Annotated in this window: 14 protein-coding genes, 1 tRNA gene and 1 CRISPR repeat array; of the genes, 11 read left to right on the forward strand and 4 right to left on the reverse strand. The window is 40.1% G+C overall.

Annotated features, from left to right (window positions below; all coding sequences use genetic code 11):
- Positions 1 to 129 precede the first annotated feature (129 nt).
- The 3 genes from ACPZ3T_RS13930 to ACPZ3T_RS13940 all read left to right on the forward strand — a co-directional run bounded on the left by ACPZ3T_RS13930 (position 130) and on the right by ACPZ3T_RS13940 (position 1859).
- A complete protein-coding gene (locus ACPZ3T_RS13930; protein ID WP_490276943.1) occupies positions 130 to 1032 on the forward strand; it encodes a class I SAM-dependent methyltransferase in 903 nt (300 codons plus the stop codon).
- Positions 1029 to 1757 (forward strand): HAD family hydrolase, encoded by a 729-nt coding sequence (locus tag ACPZ3T_RS13935; RefSeq protein ID WP_490276944.1) that lies wholly within the window; start codon positions 1029 to 1031, stop codon positions 1755 to 1757. The genes ACPZ3T_RS13930 and ACPZ3T_RS13935 overlap by 4 nt, the downstream gene beginning before the upstream one ends.
- Before the next feature lie 29 nt (positions 1758 to 1786).
- Positions 1787 to 1859 (forward strand) — tRNA-Ala (locus ACPZ3T_RS13940).
- Positions 1860 to 2287: 428 nt separating this feature from the next.
- Positions 2288 to 2693: direct repeats of the CRISPR family, unit length 37 nt; unit sequence CTTTCAACCCACCGCCCACTGTGAGGGTTGTTGAAAC.
- A 649-nt stretch (positions 2694 to 3342) separates the two neighbouring features.
- Here the strand turns inward: ACPZ3T_RS13940 and cas12k are convergent.
- The gene (gene cas12k, locus ACPZ3T_RS13945; RefSeq protein WP_490276945.1) at positions 3343 to 5289 is read right to left on the reverse strand and encodes a type V CRISPR-associated protein Cas12k; all 1947 of its coding nucleotides are present in this window, start codon (positions 5287 to 5289) and stop codon (positions 3343 to 3345) included.
- A gap of 134 nt (positions 5290 to 5423) precedes the next feature.
- On the opposite strand from cas12k, the gene ACPZ3T_RS13950 reads away from it, so the two are divergent.
- The 5 genes from ACPZ3T_RS13950 to ACPZ3T_RS13970 all read left to right on the forward strand — a co-directional run bounded on the left by ACPZ3T_RS13950 (position 5424) and on the right by ACPZ3T_RS13970 (position 19764).
- Positions 5424 to 5678 (forward strand): ribbon-helix-helix domain-containing protein, encoded by a 255-nt coding sequence (locus ACPZ3T_RS13950; RefSeq protein ID WP_490276946.1) that lies wholly within the window; start codon positions 5424 to 5426, stop codon positions 5676 to 5678.
- A gap of 409 nt (positions 5679 to 6087) precedes the next feature.
- On the forward strand, positions 6088 to 8940 hold the full coding sequence (locus tag ACPZ3T_RS13955; protein WP_490276947.1) for a DUF8741 domain-containing protein: 2853 nt from the start codon (positions 6088 to 6090) through the stop codon (positions 8938 to 8940).
- A gap of 50 nt (positions 8941 to 8990) precedes the next feature.
- On the forward strand, positions 8991 to 12926 hold the full coding sequence (locus tag ACPZ3T_RS13960; RefSeq protein WP_490276948.1) for an Eco57I restriction-modification methylase domain-containing protein: 3936 nt from the start codon (positions 8991 to 8993) through the stop codon (positions 12924 to 12926).
- Between the two features lie 98 nt (positions 12927 to 13024).
- On the forward strand, positions 13025 to 13927 hold the full coding sequence (locus tag ACPZ3T_RS13965) for a hypothetical protein (RefSeq protein WP_490276949.1): 903 nt from the start codon (positions 13025 to 13027) through the stop codon (positions 13925 to 13927).
- On the forward strand, positions 13924 to 19764 hold the full coding sequence (locus ACPZ3T_RS13970) for a DEAD/DEAH box helicase (protein WP_490276950.1): 5841 nt from the start codon (positions 13924 to 13926) through the stop codon (positions 19762 to 19764). Before ACPZ3T_RS13965 ends, ACPZ3T_RS13970 begins: the two co-directional genes overlap by 4 nt.
- A 124-nt stretch (positions 19765 to 19888) precedes the next feature.
- Here ACPZ3T_RS13970 and ACPZ3T_RS13975 read toward each other — a convergent pair whose 3' ends face one another.
- Positions 19889 to 20401 (reverse strand): TniQ family protein, encoded by a 513-nt coding sequence (locus ACPZ3T_RS13975; protein WP_490276951.1) that lies wholly within the window; start codon positions 20399 to 20401, stop codon positions 19889 to 19891.
- Between the two features lie 373 nt (positions 20402 to 20774).
- Between ACPZ3T_RS13975 and ACPZ3T_RS13980 the strand changes: the two genes are divergently transcribed.
- Genes ACPZ3T_RS13980 through ACPZ3T_RS13990 form a run of 3 tightly spaced genes read left to right on the forward strand, consistent with a single transcriptional unit; the run spans position 20775 to position 22781 of the window.
- Positions 20775 to 21086, forward strand: coding sequence for a hypothetical protein (locus tag ACPZ3T_RS13980; protein ID WP_490276952.1), 312 nt, complete (start codon positions 20775 to 20777; stop codon positions 21084 to 21086).
- Positions 21079 to 21363 (forward strand): helix-turn-helix domain-containing protein, encoded by a 285-nt coding sequence (locus tag ACPZ3T_RS13985; protein WP_490276953.1) that lies wholly within the window; start codon positions 21079 to 21081, stop codon positions 21361 to 21363. Before ACPZ3T_RS13980 ends, ACPZ3T_RS13985 begins: the two co-directional genes overlap by 8 nt.
- A complete protein-coding gene (locus ACPZ3T_RS13990) occupies positions 21336 to 22781 on the forward strand; it encodes a hypothetical protein (protein WP_490276954.1) in 1446 nt (481 codons plus the stop codon). Before ACPZ3T_RS13985 ends, ACPZ3T_RS13990 begins: the two co-directional genes overlap by 28 nt.
- A gap of 69 nt (positions 22782 to 22850) precedes the next feature.
- Here ACPZ3T_RS13990 and ACPZ3T_RS13995 read toward each other — a convergent pair whose 3' ends face one another.
- Together ACPZ3T_RS13995 and ACPZ3T_RS14000 are read right to left on the reverse strand one after the other, a co-directional pair.
- Positions 22851 to 23771, reverse strand: coding sequence for an AAA family ATPase (locus ACPZ3T_RS13995; protein WP_490276955.1), 921 nt, complete (start codon positions 23769 to 23771; stop codon positions 22851 to 22853).
- Positions 23772 to 23776: 5 nt separating this feature from the next.
- Positions 23777 to 25684: a transposase gene (locus ACPZ3T_RS14000; RefSeq protein ID WP_490276956.1), complete on the reverse strand. Its 1908-nt coding sequence runs from the start codon at positions 25682 to 25684 to the stop codon at positions 23777 to 23779.
- Positions 25685 to 25880 lie beyond the last annotated feature (196 nt).

Raw genomic sequence — 25880 nt, forward strand, 5'->3', positions numbered from 1 at the left:
TACAAGCGTAATACATAAAGACTTTAGCGTCAACAGCAATCACTACAAGTTAAGTCTGCCTGAAAAATCCAGACATTTGCTAAATACACTACAATTTGTAAAGACCATAAATCAGCCTTAATCAGACCTATGGCCACACGTCAAAAGACTCTTTGGGAAAGCTTTTTATCACCTGTAGTCCGTTTTTTCATTGATGAAGAAAAATTGCAGCGTTATGCCAAAAGTATTGATTGGGAGCAAGAGGGTGACAAGTTCCGGCGCAGTGATGTTACACTCCCCCCGTACTACATTAACCAAAACTTCCACGGTATCAAGGGGGGATATCTAAATCCTAGTGCTGCTGTCAGCTATGATGCAATTACCGAATATGTCCTAGTCCCCAATGAAACTTGGGTGCGTCAAGCTGTAATTGATGCAGTCAAAGTTAAACCCCGGCGCATACTAGACTTAGGCTGTGGTACAGGTTCTACAACCTTGATGTTAAAGCAGGCTTTTCCCCAAGCAGAAGTCATCGGTTTGGACTTATCACCCTATATGCTAGTGAGAGCCGCAGATAAAGCCAAAACTGCGGGTTTAGATATCATCTGGCGACATGGAAACGCTGAGAAAACTAGTTTCCCAGATGCTTCCTTTGATTTGGTCACAGCTAGTTTACTATTTCACGAAACACCAGTTGCAGTCTGCCAAAATATCCTTCAAGAATGCTTCCGGTTATTAGTAGCTGGTGGACAAGTGTTAATTCTCGATGGGAATCAGAAAATCTTGCGTCAGTTAGATTGGCTCAATAATGTATTTGAAGAGCCTTACATTCGGGAATATGCTGGGGATAGTGTAGATGCGCGGATGGGTGCAGTGGGGTTGGAATCAGTCCGAACCGAAGAAGTTTGGTGGATACATCAAGTAAGTAGCGGTGTAAAACCTATTCCTGTAACGGATGCAAATACGCAAGCAAAAGTGAGACAATATAGACCAGCAATAGATAATAATAATTTGGAGGGTCTAGAGTCTCCAGCTTTTGGCATAACGGCATGAGTTTAAAGGCAATTCTGTTTGATTTTAATGGCGTAATCATTAATGATGAGCGCATCCACTTACAACTGATAGATGAAATTCTCATTCAGGAAAATCTGCAACCCCAAAAAGTCCAAGAGCGACAAGCTTCATTAGGACGGAGCGATCGCGCTTGTTTTCAAGAATTACTCGCCAATCGTGGTAGAGTCGTAACTGAAGAATACTTAACTCAGCTACTCCACCGTAAAGCCCAAGCCTATGTGCTGCAACTAGAGAAACAGGAAAAACTGCCTATATATCCAGGCGTAGAAGATTTGATATATCAGGTACGCTCCCAACATCTCAAATTAGCTATAGTCAGTGGTGCGCTGCATCAAGAAATACAACTGGTATTAGAGCGCGCCAACCTAGCAGAGTATTTTACAGTAATTGTGGCTGGGGATGACATCACCACCAGCAAACCCCAGCCAGATGGTTATTTATTAGCTGTCAAACGCCTCAAGCAAGAATATCCTGATTTAAATTTGCAACCGCAAGAATGCTTGGCCATTGAAGATACCCCAGCAGGTATCCAAGCTGCAAAACACGCACAGATGCAAGTCTTAGGTGTAGCTAATACTTACCCATTTCATATGCTCCAGCGTTGCTGTAACTGGACGGTAGATTACTTGACTGAATTGGAACTTGAACGAGTACAACAAGTATTTTCTACCAAACAACACCAGCCCAGCATGAGTGAATGTTAAAATAGGGTAACGTAGTAACAGCACTGTTAGGGGAATTAGCTCAGTTGGTAGAGCGCTGCGATCGCACCGCAGAGGTCAGGGATTCGAGTTCCCTATTCTCCATTTGTACATTAAATAATTATTGTCAGTTTTAAAGAATTATTGTCCAGTTTTATAGGGTTGAACGACATAAGTTACGTATTTCCTTGGCTTTCAGTCATCGATCCAGTTTTAAAGAATTTTTGTCAAGAGTTGAAACCAGTTTTAAAGAATTATTGTCAAAAATTACTAGGAAAATTATTCAAAGATATGAACTCTAATTAAAAATGTCACAGAGTCCTGCATTAACCTTGTTAGTCGAGAATATTTATATAAGACTGGCGCGTTACATCGTGCGATCGCAACGCTCCTTTCAAACCACCCTAACCAATAATTATACGATATAAAAAGGTAAAACTTAGCTCATACACAACTAAGTAACGGGACGTAAAAATTTTTGAGTAATAAAAAAGCCTCAAGTCCATGCAGCGTCAGCAAATAAGCTAGTAAGTTTATTAATACAACGCCTACTGTGAGGGTTGTTGAAACCGCACACCAATTCTGATGCGCCGCCATATCCTGGCACTTTCAACCCACCGCCCACTGTGAGGGTTGTTGAACCCCCGCATAAAATCCCACTTTAAAAAGCTGGCCGTACCGCCCTTTCAACCCACCGCCCACTGTGAGGGTTGTTGAAACGTCTAACCCCTCAACTTTACTTGGATCGCTTCCTATCTTTCAACCCACCGCCCACTGTGAGGGTTGTTGAAACATCTTAAAATTAGGCTGGAGCGTAGAAAAAGCACTCTTTCAACCCACCGCCCACTGTGAGGGTTGTTGAAACTAAAGTAGGGTTTATCCCACTCATGAATGAGCATATCCTTTCAACCCACCGCCCACTGTGAGGGTTGTTGAAACCCTGACTTGTTAAACGCTTATCCTCACTGTTTTCCACAGGCAATTTTGGCAAGTCTACTTAAAAGCATATTTTCTATCGCCAATAAATAAACTTTGATTCGCCTGGAGAATCATAAAATTCAGTCAAGATAAGAGTTTTAGCAATTTGGCATATCCCTGGGGATTTCGCCCCCACTTTGACTTGCCAAAAATAAAAATTAGGGGGTGGAAGTTCGGTAGCCACCGTGACGGTATACCCGTACCCTTACTTTGTTATAAACTAAGAGGTATAAGTTCCTCGTACAACCAAAACCAAAGATTCTAGTCATACAGGCCGCTCTGTCACCCAACACCAAGCTAAAAGAGTCTGATGTCAAGAGCTAAGGTTCTGGGCTGTTTGAAACCCTAACACCTCATACTTCCCATGCGTCTCGGTGCGAGTCCTTTCTCATCTAACAGCAGCATTTGCTTACCCAAACAACTACTGCTAACAAACACTTAGATGAACGCATAGGTAGAGTTGGCAGCTACCAGGGCCAGAAAGAATACGCTGGTCAAAGCGTTAAACTAACCCATTCTGACAGTATCTAATCAAAGGGGTTGATACTGTAGCATCTTATATGATGGCACCGATTTATTACACTTGATAATACAATATTTAGGTAGAAATTTATCTACCAACAGTATTAATTCTGCTTTGGTAAGTAAACAAGACTAAATCTCTGGCTTTCTCTTCCAGAGTGCCATAAGATGGCTGTACACCAAACTCAACACTGATTTTCAATTCGGCAGCTTTTGACTTTATAGATTGTTGAAGCCTTCTGTAGCTCCAATTGTGTATCTGGCGATTATATTCCTTGACATATAATTTTTGTGCATTGACATCACCGGGAAATTTGGTTTCTGCTTTTGCTTGAATTACACTGGTACGATTTTCCCTAATGCCTTGTAACCCAGGTAAGACAATGCTATCAGCCTGATATTTCTTAGCGACTTCCACGATTCTTTTTGCCAGTAATTTATCAACATATTCCCCTAGCTGTGACTCTCCTAGATGACATGGGGAATCTTTTTTCTGAGCTTTTTCCCTCTCCTTACGCAAATGCACTTGTTGTCTTCGTCTACGGCTTAATAGTGGAAAAGCATTACCTAGTAACTGTTTGAGCGTTTTACATATCAGTATTTGTTGGTTAGTTACATCAACTACAGAAAGCGTTACTAACTCAACCGGATGAAAACTAACTCCAACAATTATGTTAGATTGACCTCGATAAATTGGCTTACTAGGACGAGTAAATGAATTATTAAGACGAGACAATGAAGCTATATTTTTACTGAGCTTCTTCTGTTCTTTGCTATCAATATCTTCATTTTTTCCTACCTTATCTACTTGTTTTTGAGCTTTATTAGTTTTTTCCTGTCTTACTTCCTCTGTACCCTCTGCTGTCCATAAACGAGCGTCATACGTACAATGTAGAGTTAGTTTATTTACTTTCCAGGGTTGACCTTTACCTTCCCCTTGTTGCCATAATAACTGTGCAGAACGTAGTGTAACCAAGCTACCAGAGAGTTTTTCTTTTCCCTTTTCACTTTTCTTAACAGCTTTGTAGTCTTCTAAAAAACGTTCAAAAAAATGAAGTTGGCGTTTATCACAACAAATTTTAAAATGATATTTAGACCAACCATTGAAGTAAACATAAATGTTTCCATTATCATCTTTATACCAACTCAAATCTCCATACAAATAATCTATAGGATAAGGTAAGGATGATTTTTTACTTAAAAAACGATTTATCCACTCTGAATATTCATTATTGTCTTTTGGAACTTGATTTATGAGATTATCAAATGCTTGATTATATATTTCTCCAGTTATATCTCTACCATGAGGTAATCTACTATTCTGTATCTGTTTGTTTAAGCGTTTAATCTCTACTTCTTTTTCTGTGCGCCGCGTTTGAAGCTCTGTGATATCTTCTTCTATCTCAGTAACATCATTCTGATTCTTTATCAGGTAGGTTACTGCACATCGCGTTAGAATATCCTGTGTTTCCCTATGAATTTCATACAAAATTTTAGTTACGCTTTTCGGAATGTTGTTATTGACATTTACTTGAGATACTGAATTTTGGCTTTGTCTCAACAATTCTTCTGCTTGTCTCAGTATTTCTTGTGCTTTGCAACGTATTGTCTGTAAATCACAATTACTTTCTTCTACAAGTTCAACATCACTTTTAAGTATATTGTTGAGAAAGTATTCTTTACCTTCTTTCTGCTTCTGCCGTTTTTGGTATAGTTGAAGCCATGAGGAATAAACCTCTGTTACCAAGGAGTCTGCTGATGTGCGGAGACGACCTGACTGGTATTTCAAATCAGAATCTTCTATTAAAATTTTACGTAAATTAGTGATTTCCTTTTTAGTTATTGTGCCATTTTCTTTATAGGTTTCAAATTCTGGTTGCTCACTTACAAATTTCAATAATTTAACAATTAGGGGCGTATTTTTTTGAGTCATTTCTTCCCATACTTTACGAAGTACATCTTCTGTAGCACATAAATCACAGCTTATAGTTCTTAAAATTGGAGCGGTATAAATTTTTTCAGTAGTGTGGCTCATAGTAACAACAAATCCATAGAACTAAATGTTTTTTATTTGTGCAATTAAAGTTAACTGGTGATTTACCTGCGCCAAGGCAAATTTTTGAACATGAAATTAATGTGTAGGAATGTTTTTAATCTATCACATGAACATTGCCACACATTGTTAAACATTATTTAGCCTTGTTACAAGGTTACGAGGGTATGATTGATTGGCGACAAATCCTTTTAGAATTGATGAGCCAAACTGATCGCGTACAAACTTCGATATATTTCCCCAAAGATATCCATGAGGCTTTGGTGAGATGGGCGCAGGAAGAAGACCGTCCCATCAGTAATCTTGTGGTGCGAATTGTTAGTAAAGCTGTTGAGGAGCGGGAGAAGCAGCACAACCCGCCGCAACAATAAAACCGCTATTTTGTCTAGTAGGCGAAATCCAACGGATATAAGTAGCCAGTGGTTTAATAAATACCAGTCATCCCTTTTGATCATCGTGTGTTGTGTGCGCCAAGGCTGGGTGAATCCCGTGCATCTGAGACTATCAACTCAACTACCTGTAGCAACTAAAAATTTCCTCAGCTAGTGCTTAGTTATTTTTCTATGGCTGTAGTATTTTTACTGAACAAATGTCATAAACCATAACAGCTATGTATTTAGTTATGATTGATTATTTCTATGATTAAGTGGTGTTAAAAAATTGACTAATTGGCAAATTCAGGATTTAAACTGATTAACTATTGCTAAAGCAGAGGCAATGTTGAAGGCAATAATCTTTACTGCCTGGCTTGTGCTACTGATTTGCCAATAGAAGGAAACCATGACAGAAACGTTGAACCTCACACCTGGTTCTATAGTCACCTGTCGTAATCGGCAGTGGGTTGTACTACCAACCGACAATCAAGACATTATTCGTTTGCGACCACTGTCGGGAAACGAAGACGAAATTGCTGGTATTTATCGAGGACTAAATCTCGAAAATCTTGAGCCAGCAACGTTTCCTGTGCCAAATGCTTCTTGTGTTAAAGACCATACAGCAGCATTATTACTGATGGATGCTGCACGACTGTTACTTCGCAGTGGTGCGGGGCCTTTTCGCAGTTTAGGGCGGTTATCGCTACGTCCCCGTCCTTATCAGTTAGTTCCCCTGTTAATGGCACTGAAGTTAGAAACAGTGCGGCTATTAATTGCTGATGATGTTGGTATCGGTAAAACTATTGAAGCCGGATTAATTGCGCGTGAACTTCTTGACCGAGGAGAAGTAAAGCGGTTAGCAGTGTTGTGTCCGCCTCATTTGTGTGACCAATGGCAACAAGAATTACGCGAGAAGTTTCATATTGATGCAGTAGTGGTACGTTCTGGAACTGCTTCCAAATTGGAGCGAGATGTACCTAATGCTTCCCATGTTTTTAGTTACTATCGTCACCTGATTGTTAGTCTAGACTACGCCAAAGCAGAACGCCGTCGAGCCAGCTTTATCACCCACTGCCCTGATTTGGTGATTGTCGATGAGGCTCATACTTGTACCCGTTCTGGTAGCAAAGTTACATCACAGCAGCAGCGTCACCAGTTAATTGAGGAAATCGCTAAGAAACAAGACCAGCATTTACTATTGTTGACAGCAACTCCTCACAGTGGAATTGAAGAATCTTTCTTGTCATTACTGGGATTACTTCAGCCAGAATTTGAGCATCTAACTCTAGACCGCTTAACAGAGAAGCAACGCGATCGCCTAGCTAATCATTTTGTTCAACGCCGAAGGGCAGATGTCAGGCTGTGGTTGGGTAATGAAACTCCTTTCCCAGAAAGAGATTCGATTGAACATCCTTATAAGTTATCCAAGGAATACAAGGAATTATTTGAGGAAGTCTACGCTTTTGCCCGTGGACTGGTCAAAACTACGACAGCAGAAATGAGCCATGCCCAGCGTCGGGGAAGATATTGGTCAGCGTTGGCGTTAATTCGTTGTGTGATGTCTTCTCCAGCAGCCGCGATCGCCACTTTAAATCGTCAAGTTAGCAAATCAGGCGCAGGCGATGCCTACGGCAACCCTGATAGGGAACGCTCACTGGCTGAGTTAGACGAAGAATTAATGAGTTCTTACGTCCATGACCCAACAGAACAAGAACAAGCGGTTGACGCATCGCCGACTGTGGTTATGGAACAGGGACAAGAAAGCTACAAAGATGCAGACAGGCGCAAGTTAAAAGCGTTTGTCCAACTGGCAGAAAAATTACAGGGTAACAAAGACCAAAAATTACAAGCCTGTATTGCCACAGTGACATCGGTGTTGCAAGCAGAAATGAATCCAATTATCTGGTGTCGCTACATTGCTACAGCGAATTATGTAGCTGGAGCTTTGAAGCAAAAATTGGAGAAGAAAGGCAGCCAAATTAGAGTCATCGCTATCACAGGAGAACTATCAGAGGATGAGCGGGAAGTCCGCCTAGAAGAGTTAAAATCCTATCCTCAACGAGTGCTAGTTGCTACAGACTGCTTGAGTGAAGGGGTCAACCTGCAAACACATTTCAATGCTGTGATTCACTATGATTTGCCTTGGAATCCCAACAGATTGGAACAACGAGAAGGACGTATTGACCGTTATGGCCAAACTGCTTCTCAAGTGAAATGTTGTCTGCTTTATGGTCAAGATAATCCAGTGGATGGTGCAGTGCTGGAAGTGCTAATTCGCAAAGCTGTACAAATTCACAAATCTTTGGGAGTTACTGTTCCTGTACCAATGGAAAGTAACACTGTTGCAGAAGCGGTGTTTAAGTCTTTGTTTGACCGTGCTACCGATGCAGTGCAGTTATCTCTGTTAGATTTGCTGGATGATCATGAATCTCCAATTGAGCAAGTCCACAAAAGTTGGGATAGAGCCGTAGAACGGGAGACAATCAACCGTACCCGCTTTGCTCAACGTGCCATCAAACCTGAGCAAGTCGAACAGGAATTAATCGACTCTGACCAGATTCTAGGTAATGAGGAAGATGTAGAACGGTTTGTGAAGTCAGCGTGCGATCGCCTGTCTTTTTCCCTCTTCCAGAAAAAGCAGGGATGGTTACTTCCACAGCCGCCAGATTTTCTCAAACCCGTTTTAGGCGATAAATCGCGTTTACTGGTGTTTACGACTCCTGCACCGGAAGGCGTGGAATATATGGGACGCAATCATCCTTTAGTTGAAGGATTGGCACGTTACATCCTAGAAGAAGCACTTTCTCAAACTAAAGACCCCATAGCAGCAAGATGCGGCTTGACTATAACTAACGCTGTACAAAAGCCCACAATTTTGCTGTTGGTGAGGCTACGGCATTTATTAAACAGTGCCAAACAGCAAAGCTTACTGGCGGAAGAATGTGCGGTTATTGGCTTTACTGGTTCTCCGTCTAGTCCTACTTGGTTATCTCAACTAGAAGCCACGTCTTTACTACAACAAGCGAAACCTGTCAGCGATGCTGCACCAGCGATCAAGCAGATGGAAATTTCGGACTTACTAGAAAGACTAGAAGAACTACAGTCAGATTTAGAAAATTTCGCCCACCAAAGAACTCAGGAACTTCTACAAAGTCATCGACGGGTGAGAACGATTACTCAAGAGGGTCGAATCCGCGTGACCCCACAATTACCGATGGACATTCTTGGCATTTATATTCTTAAACCCGGACGTAATTAAACAGCTTAAACATTACTAAAAACGTTATTTTTATTCGTAATTCTCCCAACATGAAAAGTTCTCTCACTGCAATTCAAATCGAAGGAAATTTACTTGCTCCTGATATGACTGCCCAATTACTGGAAGGCAGTATTAAAGGACAAGCAGCAGAGGACTTTGGTTTATCTAAAACTGAGAAATTAGCGGATGAGATTGCTAACGCCTGGGGGGATGCTAAGGCTTACTGGGCAGCATTTCAAAGGGCATTAGAAAGGCTAGATGAAAATGATTCAGCAACCAGTATTACCCGTGAAATGTGGGCAGTACCCCTACTAAGAAGCCTCGGTTATACACCTATTTACACTGCAAAAGCTGAAGTCGTAGATGGACAAACCTATGCAATTTCCCATCGTGCAGATGTGGGAGAAAATAAGCCACCCATTCACATTGTTGGTTGTCGGTTAGAAGTTGATAAACGTCCGCCGAGTGGAACACCCAGGTTATCGCCACACGCATTAGTGCAGGAATATCTCAACAAGACAGAACATTTGTGGGCGATCGCAACTAATGGTTTTCGTTGGCGGTTGCTGCGTGATTCTTCCTTAATGACCCGTCTTACTTATATCGAATTTGACTTAGAGCAAATCCTTAAAGGTGAGAACTTTGCTGAATTTGGGTTATTTTATCGGTTGTTTCACCGTTCCCGCTTGCCTGAAGGTGTGGATGATGCGGATAAGTGCCTGTTGGAGTATTACCACCAAGAAGCACTGCAACAAGGTGGACGGGTACGCGATAAGCTGCGGGATGGAGTAGAAAAAGCCTTGATTCAGCTAGGAACAGGTTTTCTGCAACATTCTAACAATGAACATTTACGACAAAAGTTTGTTAATGGCAGCTTGAAGGATATTGATTACTACCGTCAATTATTGCGGTTAATTTACCGCCTACTATTTTTGATGGTGGCAGAATCGCGCAAATTGCTATTTGTCACAGATGATTTAGATAAAGCACGAATCTACCGTGAATATTACAGCATTGAGCGACTGCGGGAGTTAGCAGAACGTCCCCAGTGGCGGCGGGAAGGTTTTCAAGATTTGTGGCAGGGTTTACGGGTGACTTTCCTGTTGTTTGATGAAAACTGGCGGGGAGAAGTATTAGGTTTATCGCCACTAAATGGTGATCTATTTAGTTCTAAAACTCTACTAGATATAGATGATTGTGCAATTGATAATTATGATTTACTCCAAGCAATTCGCCATCTGTCGCTATACCAAGACAAAGCACAACTGCGGCGAGTGAATTATGAATACTTGGATGTGGAAGAATTGGGGAGTGTGTATGAGAGTTTATTAGATTTTCATCCCCAAACTATACAGCGTCAGGGGATATATGAATTTGCTTTGATGTTTGGTAGTGACAGAAAAACCACTGGTTCTTACTACACTCCGCCCCAACTGGTACAACAACTAATAAAAACAGCTTTAGAACCTGTTATTGAGGATAAATTAGCTCAAGTTCGTAGTCAAATTTCCACACCATCAGATCCAGATGAGCTAAAGCGTAAGTTAGAACAAGCTTTACTAAGCCTCAAAGTTTGTGATCCTGCTTGTGGTTCAGGACATTTTCTTTTAGCAGCAGCAAGACGCATTGGTAAAGAATTAGCCAAAGTACGCACTGGCGAAGCAGAACCAGGAAGTGAACCTTTAAAGTTAGCGATTCGAGATGTCATTCAAAACTGCATTTATGGAGTGGATTTAAACCCATTGGCTGTGGATTTATGCAAGGTGGCATTATGGATTGAAGGTTTTCCTGGTAAGTTACCACTGACATTTTTAGACCACAGAATTAAATGTGGTAATTCCCTGGTGGGAGTGTTGGATATTAATTGTTTGGATGAAGGAATACCCGATGAAGCTTATAAGGCTGTGACTGGGGATGATAAGAAGTTAGCGACACAGTTGAAAAAGCGGAATAAGAAAGAACGGGAGACAGATAACCAAGGACAATTATCACTGTTTGGGGGATTAGAACCAGAACGTACACACTATGTAGAAAGTGCGCGGGAGTTGGGACATATACCTGAAGCAACACCGCAACAAGTGAAAGAAAAGCAAGCACGATATCAGCAAAGCCGTAATGATTCGGGATGGTGGCGAGATTATTCAGCCTGTAATTTGTGGACTGCGGCATTTTTCATGCCGTTGACTGAACAAAATTTGCAACTTTTACCGACAACAGAAGCGTTAACTCAGCTTTTACGCGGTAATTCAACAACTCAAAAAATCGTAGATGCAGCGAATAAATTATCTGAAGATAAGCATTTCTTTCACTGGCCTTTAGAGTTTCCAGAAGTGTTTGAACAAGGTGGTTTTGATTGTATTTTGGGTAATCCACCTTGGGAAGAAGTTCAACTTAAAGAACAGGAATTTTTCATGGCTTTCAACTCGGAAATTTATAATCTGTCAGGCGAACAAAGGAAAACAGCAATTAAACAGTTAGATAAAACAAATAAAAACTTATTAGAAAAATTTGAAAAAACGAAACATGATGCAGAATTACAAAAGAAATTTTTTCGGGAAACTGAACGTTTTAAATTAACTGCAAAAGGTAAGTTAAATACTTATGCTTTGTTCGCTGAATTAATTTATCAAACAATCTCCCCTCGCGGCTATGCTGGAATTATTCTTCCTAGTGCTATTGCCACTGATGATTCAACTAAATTTTTTATTCAAGAATTAATAAAAAATGATTCGATTACCAGTTTCTATGATTTTACAAATAGAGGCTATTTATTTCATGCTACAGAAAGTACATTCTCTTTCTCTTTGCTGACTTTATCAAAGATTAAAATAGCTAAAATTTCTTTAGCGGCACAAATATGGGAAGTGAATCAACTGAAAAATGAGATTAGAAGCTATCACCTTAAAAGTAGTCAAATTCGTAAATTAAATCCAAATACTTTAAATTTGCCTATAATTAAATCAGCAGTAGATGCAAAGATAATCATATCAATTTACGAGAGAATACCTGTATTTAAAAAAGAAAAAAACTCTGGAGTAGAATGTTGGTTATTTTCTGATAGGCAAGGGTTATTTAATATTACTTCCGACAACAAATTTCTTAAAAGAAAAGATGAATTAGAAAACCTCGATTTTATCATCGATAGCTATAATTTTATTCAAAACTTTAATACTTATTATCCGCTTTATGAATCTAAGTTTATAGAACATTTTAATCATAGAAAAGCAACATTTCAAGGAATTGATGACCATAAAATTTACGGGACTCGCCCTCAGACTAACAAAGTAGATATATCACTACTAAGTAATCCTAGTTGGTCTATATTACCTAGATATTGGGTATCTAAAGAACAAGTTTTATCAAGGATACCTGAAACATGGAAATATTCTTGGCTCATTGGTTTCCGAAGGACAATTAGTGCTGTTGCAGATTCAAGAAGTGTTACATTTACTATTCTTCCACTGGTTGGTGTTGGAGATTCGATGCCTGTAATCTTTCCTGAGCATAAACCAAAAGAAATTTGTGTATTATTAGCCAATTTTAATTGTATAGTTTTAGATTACATTGCAAAACAAAAAGCAAGTGGTGGCAATCTTAGTTTTTATGTGCTTTATCAGCTTCCTATTCTTACTCCCGAATCATACACCCAAGCTGATATCGAATTTATCAGCACTCGCGTACTCGAATTAGTCTACACAGCCTGGGATATGCAACCCTTCGCCAAAGATATGGGATACGACGGCGAACCCTTTATTTGGGATAGTAACAGACGCGCATTATTAAGAGCAGAATTAGACGCATATTACGCCAAACTCTACGGACTCACCCGTGATGAACTGCGATATATTCTAGACCCTGCTGATGTCTACGGCGAAGACTTCCCCAGTGAGACATTCCGCGTTTTAAAGAACAATGAAATTAAACAATTTGGCGAATACCGCACCCAAAGATTAGTCCTAGAGGCATGGGATAGAATGTTTAAATAATTACTTCAAGGATAATTTAATGTGAAAAAGTTACACTTAAAACACTATCAATAAATTGAAGTATTTCCTATATCAACTTGAATAAAAATACTTGCAAAATGTATACAATACAACAAATAGAAAGTTTATTCGGTACTGCAACCGCAGAGTACATTAAAAATAAAAATAAAGGTGGTATAAGTGGTAGCAAAGGTTTATTATATGAAAATATCTTTGCCGTTTATCAATTAGCTTTATTTTCCAAAAAAGTTATAGAATTCAATCAAGAAGTATATTTATCAAGTCAATGTTTGTCTTTTGTTGATGACTTGGTTATTGACTGTAATCAAGAAATAATACTTAGACACTTTCAATTAAAAAACAGTTCTAGTGTTAGCTGGGGGGATGGAGATAAATCAATTTGTGATGATTTTGAAAAACAATATAAACTTAATAGATCGATTGCAAGGGAATCCGAGATAAAGCTAGTAGTTTCTTGTGAAAATTTACAAATGAGTTTAAATAATACTATACCCGTTAATATTAAAAATTACACTCAAGTGATTTATTTTTGTTTTGATGAAAGCTTGTCAAAAATTCTTAATGAAGATACAAATTTTAGAAGCGCAATCAAGTATCTTTGTGCTTTTGATGAGCGTGAACCAGATAAAATTGAATGTACTGCTATGGTATTACTTGGAGCGTGGGTTGCAAGCGATAAATCAAAAGTATCTGTTACGGACATACTTAAAAAAGCTCAAAATTGTTCAGAGTTTTCGTATCTTCGTTCTTTTGAATTAGAGTTTAAATTAGATCCAGATGTTGAAAATATATTAAATAATATTGAAGGTTTTACTTTTAAAATATCAAATGGTTTTTTACAATGGGAGTATGAAAATGGACTGTTTGGAGGTATACTACCATATAGTATAGAAACAGAAAGTTTTCGTAATTTCCAGAAGCAAGTCAAGGAACAATGCCCAACTTCTTTTTTTGATGAATTGGAGGTCATTTTAGGATGACTAGAATCTACTCAAACCTCTGTAATGATAATATCCGCAATTGGTTAGAAATTCTAGCCGATAAAAGTGTTAATTCAGAGCTTTATAAAAATACCATGACGAAAATTGGTGAAAGTCTTGGTGATTGTATATTGTCTCAAATTAATGATTTCCAATCTGATATATACCTAGCAACCACGGTTGAAGATGCTGATTTTCTAGCTAAAGGTTTGGTTTGCCGTTTAGAAAATCACCTATCTAAATTTGCATTTGCGTGTTTTTGGAATCAGCGTTTTTCACCTTTTGAAGTAGAAGATTTAAAAGTAGCTCCTATTTTAAAAAAATACCAAGAACCTTCTAATCATAAAATTCAGTATCTAATTATTGTTAAATCTATAATTTCTGGTGGTTGTGTAGTCAGAACGAATCTTGTTAACCTAATTCAGAAAATTGAACCAGAAAAAATACTTATAGTTGCTCCTGTAATTTATTACAAAGCGGAAGATACGCTACGAAATGAATTTGAGGAAACTATTTATAAAAAATTCCAATTTTTATACTTTGCTAGAGATGATGAACGCTCCCCTGAAGGTGAGGTAGTTCCGGGGATAGGGGGAAATGTTTATAAACGGCTTGGATTTGAAAGTCAATACAATAAAAATGAATACATTCCTGAGATAGTCAAGCAAAGACGCTTAAGGTTTATACACTCAAATAAAACTTCAACATCATCTAAAATTAATTCTAATAATTCTCATAATTTAAATAACGATACCACGGCACTGCAAACAGCAATAAATCACAATATTCTTGATATATTTAATTTCCGCAACGAAGTAATTGGAGATTACCGCCGTTATATTGAAAGCTTCCTCAAAATTCGTGACCCCAAAGTTAAAGCATTTGTAGACCAAGAATTAGACAAAGGACAACTTTGGACTGACCCCCTAGTTCAACTCAACCCCACCTATAAAAAAGGTGCAACTGTTACTGAATTAGTACAGCAAAAAATCCTGCATCCAGACAGCGAACCGTATTTTTCAAAAGAAGACAAACCCTTTACTTTCCACTACCATCAAAAGCAAGCATTTGAAACCGCACAACGCCAAGAACCCTACGTAGTCACCACAGGCACAGGTTCAGGTAAAAGCATGACTTACGTCGTGCCTATTTTTGATGATTTACTCCGCCATCCAGAAATTGAAGGAGTTAGGGCAATATTGGTTTATCCCATGAACGCCTTAATTAACTCCCAAAAAGAAGAACTCGACAAATTTTTACGCCAAGTTCCTAATACTCACATTCGCGTTGAACAATACACAGGACAAGAAAGTTTAACTAGGAAAACCGAAATTCAAAACAACCCACCCCATATTTTGCTCACCAACTACGTGATGCTAGAGTTAATGCTCTCACGCACTCACGAAAATAAACTGGTCGAGTCTCCCAATTTAAAATTCCTGGTACTGGATGAATTACATACCTATCGCGGACGACAAGGTGCAGACGTTGCCATCTTAATCCGCAAACTCCGCCAACGCAGCAAAAGTAATGACGAATTACTCTACATTGGCACAAGTGCCACCATGTCAACGGAAGGTTCTCGTGAACAACGCCGCCAAGTTGTGGCAGATGTCGCCAGCAAATTATTTGGTGTAGAAATTAAAGCCAGTAATGTTATCGATGAAACCTTAGAACGTTCGATAAAACGTGATGAACCAACCATTGAAGAACTACGCCAAAGTATTCAAGCAGGTTTACCACCAGAGTCAGAACAAACCCCAGAAGAGTTTCAAAAGCATCCCCTCGCCGCTTGGATAGAGATGAACTTCGGCTTAGAAGACAAACAAGGGCATCTCGTCCGCCGTCAACCTATTACCCTTCAGGAAGGTGCAGAAAAACTAACTTCTAAATGTAATAACAGCGTAAACACAGACGCAGAAACACTCAAACGCTATTACGAACAATGTTTAAACATCCTCAAACAAATGTTTCTTTGGGGAAGCAAAACTAAAGGACTCGCCTTTAGGCTGCATCAATTCATTTCCCAAGGGGGCAGCGTTTACGCCACAATTGAAAACCGAAATAAACGCCTGCTCACCTTGGAAGGTCAGTATAAAACCACCGAAGACCGTCTACTCTATCCCCTGGTTTTTTGCCGGGAATGCGGACAAGATTACTACGTCGTCCGCTACGACAGTGATAAAGGAATAGTCTTACCGCAATTACCCACAGCTTTAGACACTCCTGAAGATGAAGATATTCAAGATGGCTATCTCACCTTAGATGAACCAGAATTTTGGGATGAAAGCGATGAAGATAGGCTTCCTGATAACTGGTTTACGGAAACTAAGAAACAAGGACGGGTTGCGAAAAAAGACTATAGGCGGTTTATCCCCCAAAAAATCAGAGTTTTAGCCAATGGCAAAGTTACTACCTCGCCATTACAAGGAACAGCCTGTTGGTTTGTTCCTAAACCCTTCCTTACCTGTCTCAACTGTGGTGTTGTGCATGACAGGAAACGCAACGAATTTGCTAAACTCTCTCGCCTCAGCAGTGAGGGACGCAGTACAGCCACAACCTTACTTTGTCTTTCTACAGTTAGCCGCCTCAAGCCAATTTTCACTGGAGAAAAAGCCAAAGCTGCCAAAATTCTCAGCTTTACTGATAACCGTCAGGATGCTTCATTACAAGCAGGTCATTTCAACGACTTTGTGCAAACCAGTTTCTTACGCGCTGCACTTTTAGTAGCACTGCAAGACAAAGGCGAACTCACCCATAGCGAATTAGCCAGTATAGTTGTCCAGCACATGGGACTGTCCCAAAGTGACTACGCCGAACAACCTGCTGAGTATGGTAGAGGCAAACAGCGCAACGAAGAAATCTTTCGCAAACTAATAGAATACCGCCTGTACGAAGACTTACGCCGGGGATGGCGCATTGTTCAACCCAACCTGGAACAATGTGGACTCCTGATAATTGAATACGATGGCTTGCGAGAAGCCTGTGCTGACAATGCCCTATGGCAAAAACACCGCCATCCAGTTTTACTGCAAGCCACCCCAGAAGAACGTTTTATTGCAGCCCAAACCCTCCTCAACCTGCTGCGCCGTTCCCTAGCCATCAATGCACCACTGTTGCAACCAGAAACACTACAACAATTCAAAAATGAAGTGATTCCAGTCATTAAAGAACCCTGGAGTTTTGAGGAAAACGAACAATTACATCAAGCAAGTTGGGCAACCATAGCCAGTGGTAATAATGAAAAAGCCAAACTTAAGCTGACCTCTAGAAGCCAAATTGGTAGATTTTTGCGTTCTTCTAATGCTTGGTCATTACGCAGTCAACCTTTAACAGAAGAAGAATACACCAGTTTAATCAGTACCTTAATTAATGCCTTGTGTGATGCTGGTTATTTAGTCCAGCACAAATCAGAAGTACAGCTACGCATTGATTCCCTGTTGTGGAAAGCCAGCAACCTCAGCGAGATTCCCCCCGACCCTTTAACATCCAAACGTTTACAAGGTAACGAAAAACCGAAAATCCTTGTTAATAGGTTTTTCCAAGAGTTTTATCAAACCAATGCCCGTTACATCCGCACAATGGAAGGGCGAGAACATACAGGACAGGTGAAAAACCAAGACCGCCAAGAACGAGAAGAAAAATTCCGCCAAGGACAATTAGCAGCTTTGTTCTGTTCCCCCACAATGGAATTAGGGATAGACATTTCCGATCTCAGCGTTGTCCACCTGCGGAACGTTCCCCCCAGTCCCGCTAACTATGCCCAACGCAGTGGACGCGCCGGGAGAAGTGGACAGGAAGCTTTAGTCATTACCTATGCCTCAGTTGGTAGCGGTCATGACCAATACTTCTTTAAACGACAGAATCAAATGGTGGCTGGTGTTGTGACTCCGCCAAAATTAGAACTAGCAAATCAGGATTTAATTAAATCTCATGTGTATTCAATTTGGCTAGCACACACGGGGTTTTATTTAGACGACTCCATGAATAAAATTCTGGATTTGGAACTAGAAGACTATCCCTTAAAAGTTGACGTTCGTCAGCAACTAACTCTCAGTCCAGCCAAACTAGCCCAATGTCTACAAGCTACCCAATCCATTCTCTCGGACATTTTCTGCCAACACGACCTGCAAAAAGCTTCTTGGTATTCTGTTAATTGGTTACAAGATACCCTGGAAAATGCACTGAATGCTTTTGATAAAGCTTGCAGACGCTGGCGGAGACTGTACGGTGATGCCATCAAGCAATTCGACCAAGCGAATCTAACTATTAGACGTTCTGCCGCAGGCTATGTCACCCAAGAAGAACGCAAAAATGCCGACAACTTATTAAAAGAAGCACAACGGCAAATCGACCTGTTAGTGGGACACAACCAAGGCAAGACTAATTCTGAATTTGAATTTTATCCCTATCGCTACTTTGCTGCTGAAGGATTTTTACCAGGGTTTAACTTCCCCCGTTTACCAGTAAGGGCATTTATTCCGGCTGGTGAAGGTGGAGACTTCATTTCTCGACCCCGAACCGTTGCTTTGAGAGAATTTGCACCAAGTAATATTGTTTACTATGAAGGCAGTAAATTCATGGTGACAAAAACCAAAGTTCCTGTCGGGGGAATTGAAAACGAATACCAACGAGTTAGCGTCTGCTTTAGCTGTGGTTATTTCCATGACGGTGATTTTCGTGATACCTGCCAAAACTGCGGCGCAGAAATTAAACCCGATACTTACGGCAATCTTGCCAAACTCAATCGTGTCTTGCGAATGGAAACTGCGATCGCTCGTCGTCGAGAACGTATTACCTGCGACGAGGAAGAACGGCTCAAGTACGGCTACAACATCACCACCCATTTTCGCTACGATACCCAAAAACAAGAATCAGCGATCGTTCAATCTGCTGATGGTACACCACTACTAAAGTTAACTTATGGTGCTACAGCTAAAATCTGGCGGATAAATCGAGGACTGAAGAAAAACACAGAAGAACGCGGATTTAAACTCGATGCCAAAACAGGTTTATGGGGAGATAGTAAAAATCAACAAGCCACCGAGAATCTGCACACCGAAGTTAACTTAATGGTGGATGATACCTGCAACATTCTAGTGATTGAGCCGTTAAATGTTCCCCCAGAAAACCGGGAAGCATTCATTACCACATTGCAGTACACCCTAGAAACAGCAATTCAAGCAGTGTACAAATTAGAAGCCGACGAACTCGACTCCGAACGGCTGGGACAAGGTAAATATTTATTGTTTTGGGAAGCGGCTGAAGGTGGTGCAGGTGTGCTTTCCCAATTGCTGGAACAACCAAACACATTTCAAAAAATCGCCAATGCAGCATTAGATATCTGCCATTTTCTAGAACCGAAGGAAAGTTGTGTACAGGCTTGTTATGAATGCTTACTTTCCTACAGAAACCAGTTTGATCATGCTTTAATTAACCGCCACTTGATTAAACCCTGGCTTGACCAACTCCTCGAAAGTCAAGTAATTTGCCAAGTTAAAGGACTATCCCGTGATGAACAATATCAAAAATTGCTGGAGCAAACAGACCCAAATTCTGATTTTGAGCGCATAGTCTTACAGGAGATTTATCAACGCGGATATAAACTACCTGATGCTGCACAGGAATTGATTCCAGAGGCTAATTGTAAGCCGGATTTTGTTTATAAAAAAGATCGCATTGCTGTTTTTTGTGATGGTTCAGTTCACGATAGTCCAGATAAACGCAACCAAGACAAAATTGAGCGAGATAATCTCAGGTACAACCTTGGTTATACCGTCCTTACCTTACGCCATGATGAGGATTGGCAAGCGAAGTTGAGTATTTTGGCAGGTTGATGAGTGCAGTTAGAGTGCGATGGGCTACGTCTTGCTGACGGCGATCGCATTTTTGAGACAATGTGGGTAATAATAAGCTCTGGAACGCCTGGGTAAAACCATAAAACTTCACTGGCAATTTTATCTAATAAGCTTTTTGTCGCTTTTTCATACTTCTAAAAGGCGCATGACACTTGTTACATTCTCCCCGTTCCCATAAAGCTGGGATAGCAAAACGTTCTTTGCAAAAGGGACATTCTGAAAGCAACCGTAGCCGATGTCGCTCACAGCCTGCCGTAGATTGAAACTGCCACTCTAATCTATGATATGGTTGCTCTGCATAACACGCAGCACACAAGCGTATTGGCTCTAGTTTCATTTTTTCACCCTTGGGTGGGAGCATTTTAGCAATTCGTTCGGCATCCAAGCCGATTAATTTACCAATAGCTTCTAATTCCTTTTGACTGGGAAAGGGATTAAACCGAAATTTCTCCCATCTTGCTAATACTGGGCCTATTCCTGCGGCTTTACTTAAAGTTCCAGGCAACGATACGCAAACAGCTTCGTGTCGCCTAAATCGACCAAAATAGTGACTGATACTCTCTCCCTCCTGGGGTTCGATGTACCAAGGTGGATGTACAACAACTTCTCGCTCCATAACTTACATTTAATCACTTCAAAGTCTGCCATAAACCAAAAAACAAAACTTTTGACCAAGTACCATTGCCATCACAGTTCAGTCGTATCTTGGCAGCAAGCTGGTTAAAATCTGAATGCTTAGATTTATATTCGGTAAACCGAACCTAACTATTCGGTTTACCGAATCACCCAAAGCAAGAACGCACCCAAGAACTTCAGGAATCTTTTCTCAGAGTTACCAGATATTTGCTTCTCAACAGTTGTGCTAACTAGCCCAATGTTTAACAATGTTTAATAATGTGTCGCAATGTTTGTTTGCTAGAGTAGCAATACTCGAAAAAATTAATTTACTGAAGAATGCTTGATAGTTTTTGAGATATGGGAAAGCCTCTATGTCTGATATCCTCACCCAAATACCGCCAGTCGCTTTACCAGAAGTAATTCCAAGTAATTTACCTCAGCAGAAATTTAGCCTTGGTGAATGGGTGCGCTGGTTTCAAGTACCCAATGGTGACTTTGGTCGCGTCATTGGAGTCATGTACACCCACCAAGCCAGTTGTATTGCCACTGGCTTACACTACTTGGTTCTTTTAGATGAACACAGTCCTTCTCGTGAAATCTGTACCTGCGACTTCGCCTTTGAGGAAGATATCGAACCCCTAGACCCTTCATCCTTAGAACAGCTTAGGGGCAATTATGTCTGATACCGAAAAATCCCAGAAATTGCTAGAACTCCACAACCAAATGTTCATGTCTCCCCAAAACTTTAGCTACCGTTGGGGATTGGGTTATGAAGAACTAGCCAAAATCTGCTCCATCTCAAAATCCACCACATATCATTGGCTAGGTGGACAAGCCAGCCGCCGTGCTGCTGGATTACCTTACCAGAGAATTATGGCTGTCGCTGACTTTTTACTTGCCAACACGGAGGTCATTCAACCTCTGTTGGAACAGTGGCATCAGTCTCAACCGCCAAATTAATCAGTCAGTTCTTGCAAATTGACAAAACTTTTCTCTATCTCCTTGACCCAGCCAAAAAGCAGATAGTAGGGTGCTTGTTATCGTCACCAGCAACCAACTTATTCATGAACCGCGCCACTCAGGACTCTTACTATCTGCCCTCTAGTATTGAAATCACAGAGAATCATGTCCTGATTTCTCGCATGGCTCTCCCGCTTCAGAATGCCATCAGCTACCTCAGACAATTTCCCCAGTCAGAATATGAAGATATTTGTCTCGATGCCTTTGAGTTGGGATTTCTCTGCTTGCAAACTACTCAAGCTCGTAACGGCAACGAATTAGTCAAGCAGCAGATGGAATCTTTATTGGTGGAATTTCACCAAGCTGTCAAAGCGATTGCTGAATCTTTCCAGCAAGAATTGGTTAGTCAGATTGGCACAGATAATGGTCAATTATTAGCCCCACTGCAATCCCAAATCAGTCAAACTTCAGCTATTCTCACAGAGAAACTCAATAGCGTCAGCACTTTGCTGACACAGGACATCGACCCTGCCAAGGAAACCTCTGTTGTTGGTCGCTTCCTCCAAACATTACGTCATTTACTAGATGCCAAACGCTCAGATTCTATTCAAGGGGCATTCAAAGCAGCATTAGCAAATGTCACTACTGAAAACGGTACTTTGGCAGTGACCGTGAGAAATGTAGTTGCTGAGTCTATCAAACCCTTAATTGAACAAGTGGAAAAACTGACTCTAGAAATCCATGACACCCAGGTGACACAACAGGTACTTCAACAGACAACAGCAAAAGGTACTAGCTATGAAGAATTAGTTGTTGGTGAATTACAAACTTGGTCAAAGTCTAATGGCATAGAGGTAGAGCATATTGGTAACGATAAGGATACAGGTGATATTCTCGTCAAGTTCACTAGTAAATCCCTAGCGGCAATAGAACTATCAATTGTAATTGAAGCGAGAAACAGACCTTCCAAGCCGTTTGGTCGCCAAGCAATTGCTCAACACTTACAGCAGGCGATGCTGCGGCGTTCTGCAAATGCAGCAATTTTTTTAAGTTATTCCCGTGAGGGACTAGCACAGGAAATTGGTGACTGGGCAGAGGGTGTGACTGAAGCTGGTTACTGGATTGCTACAACACAGCCATTTTTGATTATTGCGATTCGGTTTCTAGTCATTCAACAACGAGTGAATCAACTGCGTACTTATCAATCAAAGATAGATGTGACTGTTATTGAACAGCAGCTTGAGCAAATTCGCACAGCTTTGGGACGCATCAGAACTATCAAAAAATCCCTCACAGATATTGGTAAGGGTGTGACCTTAATTCAAGCTGAGGTGGATGCTCTCAATAGGGATATTCAATCGGCGTTAAAATCTGTTGAGCAAACACTGAGTTTTTTTGGCAGTAACAGTATGGGCTAAAGTCTTACTGTCAGCCTGTCGTAAATATAGTAGTCTACAAAATAAATGCCTCTCATCCAAAGATAAATGTTAGCTTTTGTTCTTAAATTTAACTTTCGGTTCTTTGCGCCTACCAAACTTTTTAGTCAAATTATCTTGATTCAGTTCAAAATGTGGCTCATCTATTTTTAGTATGGCAATTTTACGAAGTAAATCATACAAAGGTTCAATCAAACCTCCAGACCTTATTCGTAAATAAGAGATTGCATTATCAATTTGCGTAAGGCTTAATCGACGATTTTCTGGCAGAAATTTTCTCTCCCAATCGTCCACAACTTCAACTATCTCCTCTTGAGTTAAATTAGGAAATTCATATGACTCTAAAAATGAGTCATGAACGCGCACGTATGGGAGACTTTTCCGTTCAAGAATATTTTCACCTAAATAGTAAGTCCCAACTAAGATAACGGGGATTCGTAGTTTCGTGAAAATATCAATTAGCTCATTAAATGATTCTAAAGTTAGATAATCAGCATTACCAATGATGAGGATTTTAACACCGTATCCTCTAAGCGTTCCCCATGCACGCGATCGCAAATCTCGCAGTGTTCCTACATGAGCAAGGGGATGACCAATTTCTTCCATAATGGAGCAATATAAATCTGTTGGGCCTCCATGCTGTGCTATTTCGGCGTAAATTACTGTCGCTGGAACTTCTAATAACGTTCCTCTTCGCTTCACATATTTTGTCCTGTACAGTTGACAGGCTTTTAGTAAACCAGAACCTGTAGCTGATGTAACATAACCACAGAGTTTGACATCACGCTGGTCATCAAGCCAGTCAAACAATTCTGTATCGCGGTCTAGGGGATAGTAAGTGTTAGCTTTACCAATTCGCTCAACTTCAGCTTGTGCTTGGGGCGATCGGCGTATTTCCTCAGCAGGTTGAAAATCTACATTAGAGTGCTGCTGGACTTCTAGATTGACATGGGCTAAGTTTGTTTCTGACATTGCATTCACCAATTATCTCTCATAAATTGATTCCAATCTTTTACACCCACTCTAGGCCGCCGTTTAGCTTTGGCTGTTTGATTAGTAGCAGGTTTTTCCTGTATAACTTGCTTATCTATAGAATTTACGATGTTTGGTGAATCTGGGTCAAAAGTGGTACTTACTAAAATGGCTTCTGAAGTTGTAACTTCTTCTGGTGATTGATTTTCTGGAAACAACTCGACTACTTTTGATTTGTTAGTCTTCACTTCATGTTCTTGTTGGGCTTTTTTAAGGCGTTGTCTACGCCTGCCTTTACGCGTTTGTTCAACATCCTCAAATCTAGATAATCGTTCATTCAAAATAGAAGAATTATCAACTTTTTTACCTTCATCTCGCAATTTCTTCTTGATGTAATTCAATTCACCCAAAGACATTTTTTCTCGCTCACGGTCTCTAGCCTGTATAACACCAATAAAATCTCCTGGTTCACCATTAACAGGTCGAGTATAAGCAAGAACAGTTGTAATATTACGCTTGTCATATCTTAAAGAAACTTTCTTTCCTTCATAATCTACCAAGCAATTACCCTGATATACCCAACCAAGAAAGTTTACAGAACCATATTTCTCTACATTACGAGTAGCAATTTTCATTAAACAAATATCTAGTTCACGCTCATCAATAAGCTCAGGTTCTTCTAATAAAAAGCCAGATTTCCATCTTTCAATACGTTTTTGATTTTTGACTCTTGGATAATCGTGATAATTATAATGGTCTACAAAATACCTCACTAATATTTTCTCTAACTTATCCAGCGTCAGGCAGGCAGTTTTTTCTGCTTCTGGAGGACGTTCCTCAATACTAGAACCAGTGTATCCACTATAGAACGACGAAATTTCTTTATTAATTTTGTCAAATATTGACTCAATTAAACCCCCAGCTTGAGGAAAAGCACGCAAACGTCGTGTAAAACCTAACTGTAGTGAAACTTGTCTTAAATGTTCTGACTTAAATTCCTTAGCACGGTCTGTCACTATATATTCTGGAATTCCACAAATATCCCATGCTTCTTGAAGCTCATATTCTGTTCCGTAGTGTTTTGGAAGAATTGCATGACGCAGAGCCAAACCAACTTCATGTGAGCCGGCAGGTTCAAAACCTAAATGAAATCCTGTGACACACCCAGAATAACTATCCATTACCAACGTGATGTATGGACGACCAATAACTTGTTCGTCTTTCTCATCAACTAACAAAATATCTAATTTAGTATGGTCTATCTGCCAAATTTGGTTACTGTGAGTAATTTCTAAAATCCCATCTGTTGTTTGAATAATCTGTCCTTCTATCGGGGAACCAGGATGGCGAACTGTCTTATTTTTTTCTTCTAAATAAGAATTTATGACTTTATAAACAGTGACATGAGAAGGATGCTGTCCTGCAATTAAATCCTCCTTTACTTGAGAGTAGGCCTTAAATATCTCATCATATTTCTTGTTTTGTAGTTCTATTCCTTTAGAAGCTAAAGCTTTTAAGTACCCAAAAATCTGATTGTGATTAATCCGGGAACCTTCTCTGTTACCCCATTTATGAAGTTTTACAATAAAATCATGCCATTGCTTGGAAATACGATACTGTCCCTTATCCTTGCGCCCAACAGCTAGAGTTGCAACTCCTACCTGCTCGACTTTCTCTACCATGCGCTTAATAGTTCGAGTGCTTTTACCCAAAGCTTTTGCTGCATCTGCGATCGCATCCTTACGAGCTGCTTTGTTAGGTGCTTGACAGATGGCATCTATCAATTCCACCTTTTTGAGATATTCTGGTGATTCTTCGTTAACTAGCAGATACTCTGTTTCTTTTTCTTCACTTTGGGCTGTATCTTCAGTCTCAAATGCTGAAAAGACTTGACTGGTAGACTTTCTGGGCATAATCTACTCCCCAAAAAATATGACATCATTTACTTTAAAAGTTTACAGGATTTATGACACCATTTGATTTAAACTTCACCAGAGAATAATTTTAGAATCGAAATACCATAACCCGTATATATCAAGGATTATGGCGATTGGGTGTGTATTTGCAGAGATGACAAGAATTCTTTAAATTGGACAATAATTATTTAAT

The sequence above is a fragment of the Aliinostoc maniaoense genome (assembly GCF_058172895.1).

Coding starts and splice junctions, on each gene's coding strand:
- ACPZ3T_RS13955 (WP_490276947.1), top strand. CDS start 6,088: ATGACAGAAACGTTGAACCTCACACCTGGTTCTATAGTCACCTGTCGT.
- ACPZ3T_RS13975 (WP_490276951.1), bottom strand. CDS start 20,401: ATGGAGCGAGAAGTTGTTGTACATCCACCTTGGTACATCGAACCCCAG.
- ACPZ3T_RS13960 (WP_490276948.1), top strand. CDS start 8,991: ATGAAAAGTTCTCTCACTGCAATTCAAATCGAAGGAAATTTACTTGCT.
- ACPZ3T_RS13965 (WP_490276949.1), top strand. CDS start 13,025: ATGTATACAATACAACAAATAGAAAGTTTATTCGGTACTGCAACCGCA.
- ACPZ3T_RS13970 (WP_490276950.1), top strand. CDS start 13,924: ATGACTAGAATCTACTCAAACCTCTGTAATGATAATATCCGCAATTGG.
- ACPZ3T_RS13985 (WP_490276953.1), top strand. CDS start 21,079: ATGTCTGATACCGAAAAATCCCAGAAATTGCTAGAACTCCACAACCAA.
- ACPZ3T_RS14000 (WP_490276956.1), bottom strand. CDS start 25,684: ATGCCCAGAAAGTCTACCAGTCAAGTCTTTTCAGCATTTGAGACTGAA.
- ACPZ3T_RS13930 (WP_490276943.1), top strand. CDS start 130: ATGGCCACACGTCAAAAGACTCTTTGGGAAAGCTTTTTATCACCTGTA.
- ACPZ3T_RS13995 (WP_490276955.1), bottom strand. CDS start 23,771: ATGTCAGAAACAAACTTAGCCCATGTCAATCTAGAAGTCCAGCAGCAC.
- ACPZ3T_RS13935 (WP_490276944.1), top strand. CDS start 1,029: ATGAGTTTAAAGGCAATTCTGTTTGATTTTAATGGCGTAATCATTAAT.
- cas12k (WP_490276945.1), bottom strand. CDS start 5,289: ATGAGCCACACTACTGAAAAAATTTATACCGCTCCAATTTTAAGAACT.
- ACPZ3T_RS13980 (WP_490276952.1), top strand. CDS start 20,775: ATGTCTGATATCCTCACCCAAATACCGCCAGTCGCTTTACCAGAAGTA.